Here is a 12,675-nt window from a genome sequence, read left to right as displayed (position 1 = left end):
GCAATGTCTATGCAACCCAGTCGCGGCAAACAGCACCGGTCGGCACGAATCGCCCATGCCGGCGTGAAGGCGTCGAGCCCGAATATGCAACAGGTCGGGCCCGACGTTGAAACGAAATGGCGCTGAAACGAATCAGTTGGCCACACAATCTGGCGTGCTGTTGTCCGGGATTGAGGTTACCATGCCTGCAAATGATGCTCTGTCTTTCCTCGTGGCGTGGACCGTGGCGCCGTTCAGGGTCGGCTCCGTCACGCCGTCCAGCTCCAGCCTGGCGGCATTGATGACGCGCGACATCGGACCCGAGACGGGTCCCGTGCTGGAGCTCGGTCCAGGAACCGGCCCGTTCACGCGAGCGCTGCTGTCGCGCGGGGTTAAGGAGGAAGATTTGACGTTGATCGAATCCGATCCGGATTTTGCCGCACTGCTCAAGCGTCGCTTTCCGGCCGCGCGGATATTCGAGATGGATGCTGTCGGTCTGCGCCGTCTGTCGCTCTTTCACCGGCCGGTGATTGGTGCTGCCGTCAGCGGCTTGCCTTTCCGGCTGATCTCGCCGCGCAGGACGCTCGCCATTCTCGAAGGTGTTTTCGCGAACCTTCGCCCGGGCGGAGCGCTCTATCAGTTCACGCTTGGACGGCGCTGCCCGTTCGACCAGTCGCTGCTCGACAGGCTCGCTCTCGAGGTCACGCGGGTTGGCCATACCTTTCGCAACTTCCCGCCGGCGACGGTCTATCGCATCGCCAGGATCAAGACGTCAGAAACATACGACTGGCGCTTCGCATGACGGGACCGTTGTCGGCCATTCTCGGCTTCGGCCTGTTCGGCGTCTTCTGCCTCGCCTTCACCGAAAAGATCCTGCCGATTCCGCCCTCGCATGTGTTGCTGCTGTTCCTCGGTATGACGGCGGCGCCTGACCATGCGAAGCTGGCGATCCTGCTGGCGGTGACGACTTCCGCCTCCTTCGCCGGCTGCCTTGTCTGGTATGCGGTCGGCCGCCGGATCGGCTTCGACCGTGCCGACAGGCTGATCGGACGAGCCGGCAGATATGTCTTCCTGCGCCCCGAAACCTATCGCAAGCTTGGCCAGGCCTATCGCCGCAATCATGTCAGGGTGTCCTTGCTGGCACAGTTCATCCCGACGGTGCGCAATTACCTGCCGATCGCTGCTGGCGCGCTTTACCTGCCTGCCTTGCCCTTCGCGGCCGCGACACTGCTTGGCGCCACCATATGGAATGCGGGCTTTCTCCTGACCGGTTACCTCATGCGCGGCAGTGGCCAGGATTCCTTCGCGGTTGGCCTGCGCATCATCGTCATCGTCGTGGCGCTTGAGACGGCCTTCATGCTTGCGTTGCGCTATGGCCCGACATGGCGACGCCGCATCAGGCTGATGCTCGGCTGACCGCGCTGCACCAATCTCCGGTCACGGGATAAGCTCGCAGCCGGCTTTCCTTCGCTTGCCTGCCGGTGTTTAGTCCGGCCATGGCCTTCACCATCCGACAGTTGCAGTTCTTCATCGCCGTTGCCGAGCAAGGTACGGTGTCGCGCGCGGCGCAAAACCTCTCCATTTCGCAATCGTCGGTCACCGAGGCGATCAAGGAACTTGAAAGCGATCTTGGCGTCGAACTGTTCGAGCGCCATCCGCGCGGCCTCAACATCACCCACAAGGGCCACCAGTTCCTGCGTCATGCGACAAAGATTCTCGCCGACGTGTCCGACGCGCGCCGCTCTTTTTCCGGCGAACAGGCCGTGGCGGGCGGGCGGCTGCAACTCGGCGTCACTTCGCTGGTCGCCGGCTATGTGCTGTCGGATCTGCTTTCACGCTACCGCCGCGCCTATCCGGGCGTCGAGGTCTCGGCCATAGAGGACAATGGCGACTACCTCGAACACCTGCTGATCGGTGGCAAGCTCGACATTGCCGTCATGGTCACCTCCAATTTGCGCGACCGCACTGCCCTGCAATCGGAAATCCTCGAAGTTTCGGCCTATCGGCTGTGGCTGCCGCTCGGCCATCCCTTGGCTGGCGCCGACATTATCGGCATCGGCGATATCGCCTCCGAACCGCTGATCATGCTGACCGTCGACGAGATCGAGGAGAACACCGGCAAGCTGCTGACGGCGATCGGCGCCAGGCCGCATGTCGCCTTCCGCACCCGTTCCGTGGAAGCCGTGCGCAGCCTGGTCGCCACCGGCGCCGGCGTGGCACTGCTGCCCGACCTTGTCTACCGGCCCTGGTCGTTGGAAGGCGACCGCATTGAATCGCGCGACATTTCGGGTTCCTTGCCAGTGGTGCAGGTCGGCATGGTCTGGCGGCGAGGCTCCGGCCTGGCCGCCGCGGCGCGCGACTTCATCGGCCTTGCCCAGTCGCAGCGGATGGTGCGCCAGCGTCTGTGATAGAGCTATCGGAAAAACCGATATCGGCCTTCTGATAAATGAATTTGCGAAACCGGAATTTTCAAAGCACCTTCCGTTTCAGGGACACAAGCTGCCATCAGAGCGGCGCCAAGTCCAACGGACGAGCTGACAAGTTTTTCAGTCCGCGCGTGATCCAGCGAAAACCGGAGCGGTTTCTGGATCACGCGCCAAAATGGGAGTCGATAATGAATTCATTCCTGAAGTCGTGCACTGCTTTGACGGTCGCGCTGACCCTCTCCGGTCAGGCCATCGCCCAGGTCAAGGAACTCGGCAAGGGCGAGGGCGAGGTCAACATCGTCGCCTGGCCGGGCTATATCGAGCGCGGCGAGACCGACAAGGGCTATGACTGGGTCACCGCCTTCGAGAAGGAGAGCGGCTGCAAGGTCAACGTCAAGACCGCCAACACCTCGGATGAGATGGTCTCGCTGATGAACGAGGGCGGCTTCGACCTCGTCACCGCGTCGGGCGATGCCTCGCTGCGCCTCGTCGCCGGCAAGCGCGTGCAGCCGATCAACACCGATCTCATCCCGGGCTGGAAAATGGTCGACGACCGGCTGAAGGACGCGCCCTGGTTTACTGTCGGCGGCGTTCATTACGGCGTGCCCTATCAGTGGGGCCCGAACATCCTGATGTACAACACCGAGGTGTTCAAGCAAGCGCCGAAGAGCTGGAACGTCGTCTTCGAGGAGATGAAGCTGCCGGACGGCAAGTCCAACAAGGGTCGCGTCCAGGCCTATGACGGACCGATCCACATCGCCGACGCCGCCAACTACCTGATGTTCCACAAGCCGGAACTCGGCATCAAGGACCCATACGAATTGAACGAGGACCAGTACAAGGCGGCGCTCGAATTGCTGCGCGTCCAGCGCACGCTGGTTGGCCGCTACTGGCATGATGCCGCCATCCAGGTCGACGATTTCCAGAATGAAGGCGTGGTTGCTTCGGGCTCATGGCCCTATCAGGTCAACACGCTGGTCGCCGCCAAGAAGCCGGTCGCCTCGACCGTACCAGAAGAAGGCGTCACCGGCTGGGCCGACACCACCATGATGGAAGCCGACGCGGCGCACCCGAACTGCGCCTATATGTGGCTCGAGCATTCACTGGCGCCGAAGGTGCAGGGGGATGTCTCCGCCTGGTTCGGCTCGCTGCCCGTCGTGCCCGCCGCCTGCAAGGGCAACGAGCTGCTCGGCGAGGAAGGCTGCAAGACCAACGGCTACGACAATTTCGACAAGATCAAGTTCTGGAAGACGCCGGTCTCGAAATGCGTCACCCAGAACGACCAGTGCGTGCCCTACTATCGCTGGGTGTCGGATTATATCGGCGTCATCGGCGGACGGTAATTTTTCGCCTCGCTTCGCCGATAGCTCGGCGCCGCCCCTTCACCCTTCCCCTCTCCCCGTCAAGAGCGGGGAGAGGGGATCGTCAGCGTTGAAGCACGTCCCTTCTCCTCGTCTCTATACGGGGAGAAGGTGCCGGCAGGCGGATGAGAGGCAGCGCCAACGCCCGAGATTTTGACGAGCCTGACAGATCGGGACCCCATGACCCCAGCCGTTTCCTTTCAAAGAGTCTCGCGCCATTTCGGCAGCGTTCGCGCCGTCGACGCGGTCGACCTCGACATCGTGCCGGGCGAATTCTTCGCCATGCTCGGGCCATCCGGGTCCGGCAAGACCACGTGTCTGCGTCTCATCGCCGGCTTCGAGCAGCCGACGGCGGGTTCGATCTCGATCTTCGGCGAGCGTGCCGAAGGCGTGCCGCCCTACCGCCGGAACGTCAACACCGTGTTCCAGGACTACGCGCTGTTCCCGCATCTCAATGTGCTCGACAACGTCGCCTACGGGCTGATGGTCAAGCGCGTCGGCAAGGCCGAGCGGCACAAGGCGGCGGAAGAAGCGCTCTCGCTGGTGCGCCTGCCCGGCTACGGCGCCCGGCGGCCCGGCCAGCTCTCCGGCGGCCAGCGCCAGCGTGTCGCGCTCGCCCGCGCGCTGGTCAACCAGCCCAAGGTGCTGCTGCTCGACGAGCCGCTCGGCGCGCTCGACCTCAAGCTGCGTGAAAACATGCAGGAGGAGCTGAAGTCGCTGCAGAAGGCGCTCGGCATCACCTTCGTCTTCGTCACCCACGACCAGGGCGAGGCGCTGTCGATGGCCGACCGCATCGCCGTCTTCAACGATGGCAAGATCATGCAGATCGGCACGCCGGAGGACATCTATCAGCGGCCAAGCACGCGCTTTGTCGCTGATTTCGTCGGTTCCTCGAACGTGCTGCCGCCGGATTTCGTCCAGCGTTATTCCGGCCAGCACCGCTGGGGCAGCCTGCGGCCTGAATCCATTCGCGTCGGCCGTGCCGCGAGCGGCGAGGGCGTCGCCGCGCGTCTCGTCTCGACCAATTATCTCGGTGCCACCACCCGGCTGGCGCTCGATGCCGACGGATTGAAACTGCACGCCGTGGTGCCGGCCGGCACTGCCCTGCCGGCGGAGGGCGAGGCGGTGGTGCTGACGTTCAATCGCGAGCACCTGCATCTTATGGGCGAGCCGGCATGAAGACGGTTGCCGCGAGGCACCTCCCTCTGTCCTACCCGACAGAGGGGGGTGTGAAGGATCTCGGCCTTGCCGCCATTGATCCAATCGACAGGGTGGCGCCGTGAGCATCGTCGCCCTCAACGCCAATCCCATACCCGCCATCCTGCCCGGCAGCGGCGGTCTGCGCGGTGCGCTCTCCGACCTTTTCTGGCGCCGGCCAAAAGTCCTGCTGCTCCTCATGCTGCTGCCGCCGGTTCTGTGGCTCGGCATCGTCTATATCGGCTCGCTGTTCGCGCTTTTGGCGCAGAGCTTTTTCTCCATCGACGAGTTCTCCGGCCTCATCAACCGCCAGTTCACGCTGAAGACCTATGGCGACCTGTTACAGGCCGCCAATCTCGACATAATCCTGCGTACGGTGACGATGGCGGCCCTGGTTACGCTGGCTTCGGCCATCGTCGCCTTCCCCATTGCCTACTACGCGGCGCGCTATGCACGCGGCCGCTGGAAGGCACTGTTCTATCTCGGCGTCATGCTGCCGCTGTGGTCGAGCTATCTGGTCAAGATCTATGCCTGGAAGCTGATCCTGGCCAAGGAAGGCATTTTGACCTGGCTGCTCACCAAGCTGCACTTGTTGTGGCTGCTCGACGCCTGGCTGTCGCTGCCCGTGGTCGGTGGCAATTCGCTGTCGGTATCGTTCACCGGCACTTTCATCGTCTTCGTCTATGTCTGGCTGCCTTTCATGATCCTGCCCGTTCAGGCGGCCCTCGAGCGCGTGCCCGGCAATCTGGTCGAGGCGTCGTCCGATCTCGGCGCCTCGCCCGGCCAGACCTTCCGCAACGTGCTGTTTCCGCTGGCGCTGCCTGGCATCGTCGCCGGCTCGATCTTCACCTTCTCGCTGACATTGGGCGATTACATCATCCCGCAGATCATCGGGACGTCGCGCCTGTTCATCGGCCAGGCCGTCTATTCGCAGCAAGGCACGGCCGGCAACATTCCGCTGGCCGCCGCCTTCACCGTGGTGCCCATCGTCATCATGGGCTTCTATCTCTGGGGCGCCAAGCGCATGGGGGCCTTCGATGCGCTCTGACCGTGGTCAATCCGCTCCGCTCGGCCTGAAGGCCGCCGCTGCCTGCGGCCTGCTCTTCCTGCATTTGCCGATCCTGCTGATCTTCGTCTACGCCTTCACCACCGAGGAGAAGAGTTTCGTCTGGCCGCCGCCCGGGCTGACCACGCAATGGTTCGCCGTCACCTGGAACCGGCCCGATGTCTGGGAAGCGCTGTCGCTGTCGGTCCGCGTCGCCGCCATCTCGACCACGATTGCACTGGTGCTCGGCACGCTGTGCGCCGCCGCCGTGTCGCGGACGAAATTCTTCGGCCGCGAAACCATCTCGCTGCTGGTCATCCTGCCGATCGCGCTGCCCGGCATCATCACCGGCATCGCGCTGCGTTCGGCCTTCGCGCTGGCAGACATCCCGTTCTCGTTCTGGACGATCGTGCTTGGCCACGCCACTTTCTGCGTGGTCGTGGTCTACAACAACGCCGTCGCTCGTTTCCGTCGCACCTCGGGCTCGATGATCGAGGCCTCTATGGATCTCGGCGCCGACGGCTTCCAGACCTTTCGCCACGTCGTGCTGCCCAATATCGCCACCGCATTGCTCGCCGGCGGCATGCTCGCCTTTGCCCTTTCCTTCGACGAGGTCATCGTCACCACCTTCACCGCCGGCCAGCAGCAGACGGTGCCGATCTGGATGCTGGAGGAACTGATCCGTCCGCGCCAGCGTCCGGTCACCAACGTCGTGGCCATGGTCGTCGTCCTGGTGACGCTGCTGCCGATCCTGTTTGCCTATTACCTGACCCGCGACGGCGACCAGATCGCCGGAAGCGGGAAATGAAAAAAGTGAGTGGTGAGTAGTGATCAGGGAATAGCCGAATCCACGGCGGAAACTCATCCACTACTCACTACTCACTTCTGCCCAAGGAGAACCCTTATGGACACCCAGATGCTGATCGGCTCCAAATTCGAGAAGGGCGCCGAGACCGAGGAGCCGATCCTCAATCCGAAGACCGGGGCGACCATTCTCAACCTGCCCGAGGCCAGCCAGGCGCAGATCGAGGCCGCCGTGGCGGCAGCGGGACAAGCGTTCGTCTTGTGGTCTCGCACCACGCCGGCGCAACGCTCCGGCTACTTGCTCAAAATTGCCGACCGCATCGAGGCCGCGGCCAAGGAATTTGCCACGCTCGAGGCGCTGAACTGCGGCAAGCCTATCAACGCAGTGCTCAATGACGAAATCCCGGCCATCGTCGACTGCTACCGCTTCTTCGCCGGCGCGGTCCGCTCCATGCCGGGTGTGGTCGCGGGCGAATACCTGCCCGGCCACACCTCGATGGTGCGGCGCGATCCGATCGGCATCGTCGCTTCGATCGCGCCATGGAATTATCCGCTGATGATGATGGCCTGGAAGCTGGCGCCGGCGATCGCCGGCGGCAACACCGTCGTCTTCAAGCCGTCGGAGCAGACGCCGCTGACGGCGCTGAAGCTGGCAAGGATTCTGGCCGAAGTGCTGCCCGAGGGCGTCGTCAATGTCGTGCTTGGCCGGGGCGACAGCGTCGGCAACACGCTGATCAACCATCCCAAGGTCAATATGATCTCGATCACCGGTGACGTCGCCACCGGCAAGAAGGTGCTGCAGGCCGCCGCCAAATCGGTCAAGCGCACGCATCTCGAACTTGGTGGCAAGGCGCCGGTCATCGTCTTCGACGACGCCGATCTCGGCGCCGTCGTCAAGGGCTTGCGCGCCTTCGGCTACTACAATGCCGGCCAGGACTGCACCGCCGCCTGCCGCATCTATGCCGGCAAGAAGATCTATGACAAGCTGGTCGCCGATCTGTCCTCCGCCGTCTCGACCATCAAATACAACCAACCCGACGACACCGAGAACGAAATCGGGCCATTGATCTCGCGCCGCCAGCGCGATCGCGTCTCGAGCTTTGTCGAGCGTGCTTCGGAGCTGAAGCACATCGAGATCACCACCGGCGGCAAGCCGGGCGAGGGCACCGGCTTCTACTACCAGCCGACCGTCGTCGCCGGTGCGCTGCAGGAGGACGAGATCGTGCGCCGCGAAGTGTTCGGCCCAGTCGTCTCGATCACTCGTTTCACGGAAGTCGACGAGGCGGTGAGCTGGGCCAACGACAGCGATTACGGCCTGGCGTCATCGGTGTGGACCAGGGACGTCTCACGCGCCATGGCGACGGCCGCCCGCCTGCAATATGGCTGCACCTGGATCAACACCCACTTCATGCTGACCAACGAGATGCCGCATGGCGGGCTGAAACAGTCCGGCTACGGCAAGGACATGTCGCTCTACGCGCTGGAGGACTACACCGCCGTGCGCCACGTGATGGTTGCGCATGGGTGAGAAGCGGTGCGCGAAGCGGACGAAAAGCCAATTGCTTGGTTTTTCGAGCTTCTAACGCCCTGAGCCTGCGAAGAGCCGGGACGCCGCCCGTCCTTCTCCCCTTGTGGGCCCGAAGGGCGGGCCACAAGGGGAGAGGTAAGTTGCACAGCCGCTACTCCACGATGCGATAGATGTTCCACAGGCTGGTGCCCGACACGACGTAGGGCTCCATCTCCTTACCCCATTTGGCGTGCGCGTCGATCTTGCCGATCTTGGCAAACATCGCCTCCAACTGTGCCAGGCTTTCCACCTCGTGATGCGACTCGACTGTCGCTTCACGGGCCCCGATCGATCCGGTCATGATCTGGAATTTGAGGTCGGCGAGGCCGACCTGCGAGCCGATCTCGCGTTCCCATTTCCGCATCAGCTCGAGCACGGTCTGCTTGTGCCCGAACCTGGCGTCGATCTGCCATCTGGCGCTGAACATGTCGGTTCTCCTCCATCACTTGCGGTTGAGCCCGCGGTTGATCTACTCGTCCNAGGCCTGCACGACGGTCTGTCGTGCGATCTGCCCGTTCTTCAGCTCCAGCATTGCCGCGGCGAACACTTTCGTGCCGTCCGGATAGGCGCAGGCCTGGGTGAAGGCGAGGCTGTCGCCATTGGCGATGGTGGTGTCGACCTTGTGGGTCATCGCCCGGCTGCAGATATCGTCCCAGAACGTCGTGATCGCCGCGCGCCCGCGGATTTCGCGTGGCTTGCTCGGCGGGTTGTTGCGGTCGATCACCCGCACCAGCGCATCGTCGGCATAGAAGCTCGACAGCATCTTTCCATCACGCCCTTCGATCGCCTTTTTGATCGCCGCGCCGTCCACTGTTTGGGTCTTGGTCAGCATTTTATCCTCCATATGCCCGTCTTTCACGATCGGGCGGTTGATGCTTTGTGGTGTCGCCCGGCACTCATCGCCGGGCCGAGGTCTTCACTGCGACTTCGCCTTCACGGCAGCGAATACGCCGTCGGTCTGTTTCTTGAAGGTCGCGAGATCGACCTGGCTGCCGTTGAGGATCGTCGACCAATGGCGAACGATTGCCGCCATCGCGATCGTCTCCTTGATCTCCTCGTCGCTCGCGCCGTTGAGCTTGGCGGCCCCGGTGTGGAAATAGATGCAATACTGGCACGGGATCTGTGACGCGACCGCGAGCCCCATCAACTCCTTGGTCTTGCCGTCAAGCGCGGTCTTGGGGTTGAGCTGGACGCCCTTGATCTCGGCCCAGGCGCCGGCGATGGCGACGTCAGGCAGTGTCTTGAACATATCCGGCACGGAGCCGAGCGTCGCCTCGATGTCCTTGTAGGCCGCCGTCGCCGACGCATCCTCGGCCTTCGCCGGAGTGATCGTGAACAGCGCGCCAATGCCCGCCGCGATTGCAAGTGACCTGACATTCAGTTTTGACTTGGGCATTTCATCCTCCGTTCGCAGCGCCTTTCCCGGCGATATCCGCCTTGGCCTGCATGGGGAATTGATAGCGCCTACATCGGTGTCTCCGCTTCGCCCGAAAGCGCCATGGCTCTCATGGCCCGTCCGGGCCAGTCTGCCTGGCGGAAAATGCCGCCGCCGCTGCTCGCGATGGCAGGTCGAGCTTGAGCAGTATGTTGGCGACGTGGCGCTTGACCGTGTGCTCGCTCAGCCTGAGTTCCGCGGCGATCGCCGCATTGCTCTTGCCATCGGCGATCAAATTCACGACTTCGCTCTCGCGCGCTGTCAGGCAGGCCGGTTCGGTTGCCCTGGTCTTGGGCCGGCAGGCCGGTTCCAGGTGCTGTTCGGACATCGCAAGCACAAGCGCCAGCGGCTCGTCCAGCTCGTCGATGGCGATACGCCCGCGATCGACGAAATGAAGTCCCGAGCCGACCGCCAGATCGGCGACCAGCCTCGATGCCAGTATCTCGCCGCGCCCGGCGAGAGCGGCGAGTTGTATCGTCACGCGGCTCGTCAATCCTGCAGGGGGGCCGCGCAACTCGATCTCGCCGACATGCGCCCCTTGCGCGCTTGCCACCCCGATTTGCTGCGCCGCGTCGCGCAACGCCGCCGCGCAGCGTAAGGCCCGTCCGGGGCCGTCGAAGCGCGAAATCATCATTTCGCCATGCATATCCGCGCAGCGCCCGCCATGGCGCGTCACAAGTGTCCGCCATGTTTCGTGGAAATGCTCGCTGCGTTCGCTCCACATCCTGTCGCCAAGCCGTGCCGTGTCGTAGATGCGTGTCACCAGAAGTGCCGCCAGAATGCGTTCGGCTTCCGCCACGGCGCGCTCGCCGGTCAGGAATTCCTCGATCAGGTCGGCCACCCGATCGACATCGCCGGTCCAGATCGGATGGTCGCGCCCCGGGATTTCGACCAGCCGCGCGTTGGGGATATTCCTGGCCAGAAAGCGGCTGGCGTCGGGATCGACCCGCACGTCGTTGCGGCGATGGATCAGCAGCGTCGGCGCGTCGATCGCCGCCAGGATACCGCGTACATCGATCTCCGCGTTCATCCGCGCCAGCGCCGCCGCTGCCGTCGGGCTGGCCGAGAGCCGTTCGAACCGCGCCCACCAGGTTGAAAATCGGGCGTCATCGACCCTGCCCGGCGCGAAATTGGGCAAGGTGGCGCCTGTCCCCCAGGCCGTCTCGGCCGTCGCGATGAAGGCTTCCAGACGCTCCGGCGGCATCACCCATTTGTGGAAATGGGCATAGCCGCCATAGAGCGCCAGCGCCCGTGCCCGCTCCGGATAGGTGGCGGCGAACAGCATCGCCATCGGCGCGCCTTCGGAAGCGCCAAGCAGGGCGGCACGGCCGCTGCCGGCCGCATCCATCACCGCGCGCACATCGTCCATGCGGGTCTCGAGGCTGGGCAGGTGATGGACGTCGACGCGGTCGGAGAGACCCGTGCCGCGCTTGTCGAACAGGATCAGCCGTGAGAACGCCGAAAGCCGCCTCAGGAGTCTGGTATAGCCCTCGTCTTCCCAGTGCAGGTCGAGATTGGAGATGAAGCCCGGCACGAAGACGAGATCGAACGATCCCTGGCCGATCACCTGATAGGCGATCCGCACCTCGCCGCTAAGGGCGTATCGGGTCTCGATCGGCCTCACGAGGGTATCCGCCCGGCCTGACGATTTCTGATCGCCAACCATAGCAGAGCCGCGCCGGCTGCGGCAGTTTATATTTTAGCGGAAGTGAATGTGCGGCCGCCGCGGCTATTCTTGCGGTGCCGCGACGTCACCCGGAAAAGCCTCGAGCCCAAGCTTGAGATCGGCCTCCGCTGGCGTGATCGGCCGCTTGATCCTGGCCGAAGCGACCACAACCAGTTCGTCGAAGCCTTCGCCGCCGCTGTCCAGCATCTCGAAAAACTGGCGCCGCATCCTCGGCTCCCAGAACTTGTTGATATGCTCGGCGACGCCGGCAACGCCTTCCTCGCGTGGTCTGGAGTGGAAAAAGGCGGCGATCTGGTTGGCCATGCGCACCAGCTTTTCCCGTGTGCTCATGATGTGCTCTTCGTCATGCGACATGCTGGGTAACTCCGGAGATCACCCGGTCAGGGTGCGTAAAAACATCGAAATCATCGCCGCGCACCAAGGCCACCAGCGTCATGCCGGCTTCCTGCGCCGTGCGGATGGCAAGCGCGGTGGGAGCGGAAACGGCGATGATGAAGGCCGAACCGATCGCTGCCGTCTTCTGCACCATCTCGACCGAAACACGGCTGGTCACCACGACCGCGCCCGATGCGCCATCGATATTGGCTTTGGCCAGCGCCCCCGCCAGCTTGTCCAGCGCATTGTGGCGACCGACATCCTCGCGCGCCATGACGACGCCCTTGCCAGGCAGGTAGAAGCCGGCGGCATGCACGGCGCCCGTCTCGGTATGCAGCGGCTGCACCTTCGACAGCAACTTGACCGAGCGGATGATGTCGTCGGCCTCAAGCGTAAGTTTCGACGCACCGACCGCATCGACCGAGCGCATCGCTTCCTCGATGGATTCGATGCCGCAGAGCCCGCAGCCGACCGGTCCGGCGAGCCGCCGCCGCCGCGCCTCGAAGCGCGTATTGGCCTGGTCCTTCAGCCGGATCTGAATATCGATGCCGGCGCCATGATCTTCCACTTCGATGGCTTCGATCTCGTCAGGAGCGGCGATGATGCCTTCGGTCAGCGAGAAGCCGAGCGCGAAATCCTCGAAATCGGCGGGGCTCGCCATCATCACCGCATGCGTGGTGCCGGCAAAGGAGAACGCCACCGGCGTCTCCTCCGGAACCATGCGGTCGGCCGCAGCCGTGCCGCCGGCGCGGTGCGCCAGCCGCGATATCTGCGTCGTCGCTCTGCGGCGCGCGGCCAA

14 protein-coding genes are annotated in these 12,675 nt (G+C 63.7%); 8 read left to right on the top strand and 6 right to left on the bottom strand.

All coding sequences use genetic code 11. From position 1 onward, the window contains the following. Window positions 1–181 precede the first annotated feature (181 nt). The 8 genes from M653_RS0104190 (at window position 182) to M653_RS0104150 (ending at window position 8,340) form a co-directional block, all read left to right on the top strand. Window positions 182–781: a methyltransferase domain-containing protein gene (locus M653_RS0104190; RefSeq protein ID WP_027142170.1), complete on the top strand. Its 600-nt coding sequence runs from the start codon at window positions 182–184 to the stop codon at window positions 779–781. Next, complete coding sequence (locus M653_RS0104185; protein WP_027142169.1) at window positions 778–1,395, top strand: DedA family protein; 618 nt, start codon at window positions 778–780, stop codon at window positions 1,393–1,395. The genes M653_RS0104190 and M653_RS0104185 overlap by 4 nt, the downstream gene beginning before the upstream one ends. A gap of 80 nt (window positions 1,396–1,475) precedes the next feature. Then, entirely contained in the window at window positions 1,476–2,387 is a 912-nt protein-coding gene (locus tag M653_RS0104180; protein ID WP_027142168.1) for a LysR substrate-binding domain-containing protein, read from the top strand. 206 nt (window positions 2,388–2,593) lie between these two features. Continuing rightward, window positions 2,594–3,748 (top strand): ABC transporter substrate-binding protein, encoded by a 1,155-nt coding sequence (locus tag M653_RS0104175; RefSeq protein ID WP_027142167.1) that lies wholly within the window; start codon window positions 2,594–2,596, stop codon window positions 3,746–3,748. Window positions 3,749–3,946: 198 nt separating this feature from the next. Further along, on the top strand, window positions 3,947–4,945 hold the full coding sequence (locus M653_RS0104170; RefSeq protein WP_027142166.1) for an ABC transporter ATP-binding protein: 999 nt from the start codon (window positions 3,947–3,949) through the stop codon (window positions 4,943–4,945). A 106-nt stretch (window positions 4,946–5,051) separates the two neighbouring features. Next, a complete protein-coding gene (locus tag M653_RS0104160) occupies window positions 5,052–6,011 on the top strand; it encodes an ABC transporter permease (protein ID WP_156938148.1) in 960 nt (319 codons plus the stop codon). Next, a complete protein-coding gene (locus tag M653_RS0104155; protein WP_027142164.1) occupies window positions 6,001–6,816 on the top strand; it encodes an ABC transporter permease in 816 nt (271 codons plus the stop codon). Before M653_RS0104160 ends, M653_RS0104155 begins: the two co-directional genes overlap by 11 nt. A 96-nt stretch (window positions 6,817–6,912) precedes the next feature. After that, window positions 6,913–8,340, top strand: a complete 1,428-nt coding sequence (locus M653_RS0104150) for a gamma-aminobutyraldehyde dehydrogenase (protein ID WP_027142163.1) — start codon at window positions 6,913–6,915, stop codon at window positions 8,338–8,340. Between the two features lie 151 nt (window positions 8,341–8,491). On the opposite strand, the gene M653_RS0104145 is transcribed toward M653_RS0104150, so the two are convergent. From M653_RS0104145 to fdhD, 6 genes are all read right to left on the bottom strand, one after another. Beyond that, a complete protein-coding gene (locus M653_RS0104145; protein WP_027142162.1) occupies window positions 8,492–8,806 on the bottom strand; it encodes a hypothetical protein in 315 nt (104 codons plus the stop codon). A gap of 42 nt (window positions 8,807–8,848) precedes the next feature. Then, on the bottom strand, window positions 8,849–9,211 hold the full coding sequence (locus M653_RS0104140) for a nuclear transport factor 2 family protein (protein ID WP_027142161.1): 363 nt from the start codon (window positions 9,209–9,211) through the stop codon (window positions 8,849–8,851). Between the two features lie 84 nt (window positions 9,212–9,295). Then, window positions 9,296–9,775, bottom strand: a complete 480-nt coding sequence (locus M653_RS0104135; protein ID WP_027142160.1) for a carboxymuconolactone decarboxylase family protein — start codon at window positions 9,773–9,775, stop codon at window positions 9,296–9,298. A gap of 109 nt (window positions 9,776–9,884) precedes the next feature. Beyond that, on the bottom strand, window positions 9,885–11,438 hold the full coding sequence (locus tag M653_RS0104130; RefSeq protein WP_027142159.1) for an alpha/beta fold hydrolase: 1,554 nt from the start codon (window positions 11,436–11,438) through the stop codon (window positions 9,885–9,887). 105 nt (window positions 11,439–11,543) lie between these two features. Then, the gene (locus M653_RS0104125; protein WP_027142158.1) at window positions 11,544–11,855 is read right to left on the bottom strand and encodes a formate dehydrogenase subunit delta; all 312 of its coding nucleotides are present in this window, start codon (window positions 11,853–11,855) and stop codon (window positions 11,544–11,546) included. Further along, window positions 11,845–12,675 (bottom strand): formate dehydrogenase accessory sulfurtransferase FdhD, encoded by an 831-nt coding sequence (gene fdhD, locus M653_RS0104120; protein ID WP_027142157.1) that lies wholly within the window; start codon window positions 12,673–12,675, stop codon window positions 11,845–11,847. The genes M653_RS0104125 and fdhD overlap by 11 nt, the downstream gene beginning before the upstream one ends.

The organism is Mesorhizobium sp. WSM3626, assembly GCF_000513935.1.
Taxonomy (GTDB): domain Bacteria; phylum Pseudomonadota; class Alphaproteobacteria; order Rhizobiales; family Rhizobiaceae; genus Mesorhizobium; species Mesorhizobium salmacidum.
The sequence above is the reverse complement of the archived record's forward strand: the minus strand, read 5'-3'. Positions and strand labels throughout refer to the sequence as shown.